Below are 2,925 nucleotides of genomic sequence, written 5' to 3' on the forward strand. Positions count from 1 at the left end.
GCGACCTTAATTCACTCTAAGGGAGCTGTCCCTGGCCGGTCCCGTGGGACCGGGCAAAACGGCGCCCACCTGGTTATCCAGGTCGAGGGGATTCAACCGTCCTTCACGGCTCTCGCGGCGCCGCCACCCTTCGCCTATGCTGGCGAGGTGATCCCCGAACCCACCAAGACCCGTCTGCGCGCGGAACTGCGCCGCCGCCGCCGGAAGCTGGCCGCCGCCGCGCCGGACGCGGCCCAGGCCGCCGCCCAGCACCTGATGCTGGAGCGCCTGCCGGCCTTCGCCTGTTTCAGCGGCTATCACGCGGTCGGCGCCGAGATCGACCCCAGCCCCCTGATCCGCCGCCTGGCTCGCACTGGGGCCTTCTTCGCTCTGCCGGTCTGCGAGGCGCACGAACAGCCGCTGGTGTTCCGCGCCTGGGACGAGCGCGACACGCCCCAGCCCGACCTGTTCGGCGTGCCGGCCCCGCCGCGCCACGCCCCGGTGCTGCACCCCGACCTCATCGTCTGTCCGCTGCTGGCCTTCGACCGGAAGGGCGGGCGGCTGGGACAGGGCGGCGGCCACTATGACCGCACCATCGCCGAGCTCCGCGCCCACAAGCCGGTCTTCGTCCTGGGCCTGGCCTATGCCGGCCAGGAGGTCGAGGCCGTCCCCTGCGAAGCCCACGATCAGAGGTTGGACGCCATTCTGACGGAAAGCGGCTATATCCACGTCCGAAAGGACTAATTTCCATGCGCTTTGCTTTCTTCGGGGACATCGTGGGACGCTCGGGCCGCGAGGGCCTGGCCGACCATCTGCCGGCCCTGCGCCGCCGCCTCGACCTCGAATTCGTCATCGTCAACGCCGAGAACGCCGCCGCCGGCTTCGGGATCACCGAGAACACCGCGCGCGAGCTGTTCGACGCCGGCGCCGACTGCCTGACCCTGGGCAACCACTCCTTCGACCAGAAGGAGGCGCTGACCTATATCGTGCGCGAACCGCGCCTGATCCGGCCGGTCAACTATCCGCTGTTCGCCGACACGCCCGGCCGGGGCTCGCAGATGTTCGAGACCGACAAGGGCCGCCGCATCCTGGTGATCAACGTGCTGGGCCGCGTGCACATGGACAGCCTCGACGACCCGTTCGCCTCGGTGGACAGGGAGCTGGAGGCTTGCCCCCTGGGCATGGCGGTCGACGCCGTGGTGGTGGACATGCACGCCGAGGCCACCAGCGAGAAGATGGCCATGGGCCATTTCTGCGACGGCCGCGCCAGCCTGGTGGTGGGCACCCATACCCATGTGCCGACCGCCGACTGCCAGATCCTGAACGGCGGCACCGCCTACCAGACCGACGCCGGCGCCTGCGCCGACTATGACAGCGTCATCGGCAACCAGAAGGAAGAGCCGCTGCGGCGGTTCACCACCCGCATCTCGGGCGGCCGCTACAAGCCCGCCGAGGGGCCGGCCACGGTCTGCGGCGTCTTCGTCGAGACCGACGACGCCACGGGCTTGGCGCTGCGCGTCGAGCCCATCCGGGTCGGAGGGCGCCTATCGCAGAGCATCCCGTCACTGGAAACGGTCGCCGTCGGCTAGGTCTTGGCTGCGGCCTTGCGGTTGCGCGCCGCCACGCTCTCGCCGGCGACGCCCCAGTCCTCGGTCTGCACCTCGTCGATGATCACGAAGGTGGTGGCCGGATTCTTGTTCAGCACCTTGACCAGCAGGTCGGTGGCCCCGGCGATCAGCTGCGCCTTCTGGTCTTCGGTGGCGCCGGGCGTGATGCGGATATTGACGTAGGGCATGGAGACCTCCTCGGGGATTGCCGCCGACACTTAAGCGCGCAAAGCTTCGCCGCAAGCCTCTGGGAGCCCCGCATGACCCGTTTCCTCGCCCGTATCGTCTTCGGGGCGCTCGGCCTCGCGCTCGCCGCCTACCTGCTGCCGGGCGTCAGCTATAGCGGGATCGTCGACCTGCTGATCGCCGCCCTGCTGCTGGGGATCGTCAACGCTATCCTGCGGCCGATCCTGTTCGTGCTCACCCTGCCGCTGACCATCATCACGCTCGGCCTGTGGCTGCTGGTGCTCAACGCCGCCATGATCGGGCTGGTGGCCTGGCTGTTGCCAGGCTTCACGGTCACCGGCCTGGTCCCCGGCCTGCTCGCCGCCATCATCACCGGTGTGGTGAGCTGGATCGGCGCCATCGTCATCGGCGACGCGAAGAAGGGCTGACCCATAGAAAAAGGGCGGAACCTTTTCGGCCCCGCCCTCGATCTGTTGGTCGGTTGGACCTGGACTAGAAGTCCATGTCGCCCATGCCGCCCATGCCGCCCATGCCGCCGCCTTGAGCGCCGCCGCCCTTCTTGGGGGCCTCGACGATGGCGGCTTCGGTGGTGATCAGCAGGCCGGCGACCGAGGCCGCGTCCTGCAGAGCCGTGCGGACCACCTTGGCCGGGTCGATGACGCCGGCCTGGACCATGTCCACATACTCTTCGGTCTGGGCGTTGAAGCCGAAGGTGGGCGAGGCGTTCTCGAGCACCTTGCCGACCACGATGGAGCCTTCGACGCCCGCGTTTTCCACGATCTGACGGATCGGGGCCTGCAGGGCGCGGCGCACGATGGCGACGCCGGCTTCCTGGTCGTCATTGTCACCCTTGAAGCCGTCCAGAGCCTTGGACGCCTTAAGCAGAGCCACGCCGCCGCCGGGGACGATGCCTTCTTCCACGGCCGCGCGGGTCGCGTTGAGGGCGTCGTCGACGCGGTCCTTCTTTTCCTTCACTTCGACTTCGGTGGCGCCGCCGACTCGGATCACCGCAACGCCGCCGGCCAGCTTGGCCAGACGCTCTTGCAGCTTTTCCTTGTCGTAGTCCGAGGTGGTGTCCTCGATCTGACGCTTGATCTGGCCGATGCGGGCTTCGATCGCGTCCTTGGCGCCGACGCCGTCGACGATGGTGGTG

At 68.5% G+C, this 2,925-nt stretch carries 5 protein-coding genes; 3 read left to right on the forward strand and 2 right to left on the reverse strand.

The features are described from left to right. Nucleotides 1-723 (forward strand): 5-formyltetrahydrofolate cyclo-ligase (locus tag Q8Q77_RS15965; protein WP_305584625.1); only part of this gene is annotated, 723 nt, incomplete at its 5' end. A 5-nt stretch (nt 724-728) separates the two neighbouring features. Beyond that, a complete protein-coding gene (locus tag Q8Q77_RS15970; RefSeq protein ID WP_305584627.1) occupies nt 729-1,568 on the forward strand; it encodes a TIGR00282 family metallophosphoesterase in 840 nt (279 codons plus the stop codon). Here Q8Q77_RS15970 and Q8Q77_RS15975 read toward each other — a convergent pair. Next, a complete protein-coding gene (locus Q8Q77_RS15975) occupies nt 1,565-1,774 on the reverse strand; it encodes a 4-oxalocrotonate tautomerase family protein (RefSeq protein WP_305584628.1) in 210 nt (69 codons plus the stop codon). The genes Q8Q77_RS15970 and Q8Q77_RS15975 overlap by 4 nt on opposite strands. Before the next feature lie 72 nt (nt 1,775-1,846). Between Q8Q77_RS15975 and Q8Q77_RS15980 the strand changes: the two genes are divergently transcribed. Continuing rightward, nucleotides 1,847-2,200: a phage holin family protein gene (locus Q8Q77_RS15980; RefSeq protein WP_305584629.1), complete on the forward strand. Its 354-nt coding sequence runs from the start codon at nt 1,847-1,849 to the stop codon at nt 2,198-2,200. A gap of 64 nt (nt 2,201-2,264) precedes the next feature. On the opposite strand, the gene Q8Q77_RS15985 is transcribed toward Q8Q77_RS15980, so the two are convergent. After that, the coding region (locus tag Q8Q77_RS15985) for a TCP-1/cpn60 chaperonin family protein (RefSeq protein ID WP_305584631.1) at nt 2,265-2,925 on the reverse strand (661 nt) is incomplete at its 5' end.

Source organism: Phenylobacterium sp., from assembly GCF_030698145.1.
Taxonomy (GTDB): domain Bacteria; phylum Pseudomonadota; class Alphaproteobacteria; order Caulobacterales; family Caulobacteraceae; genus Phenylobacterium.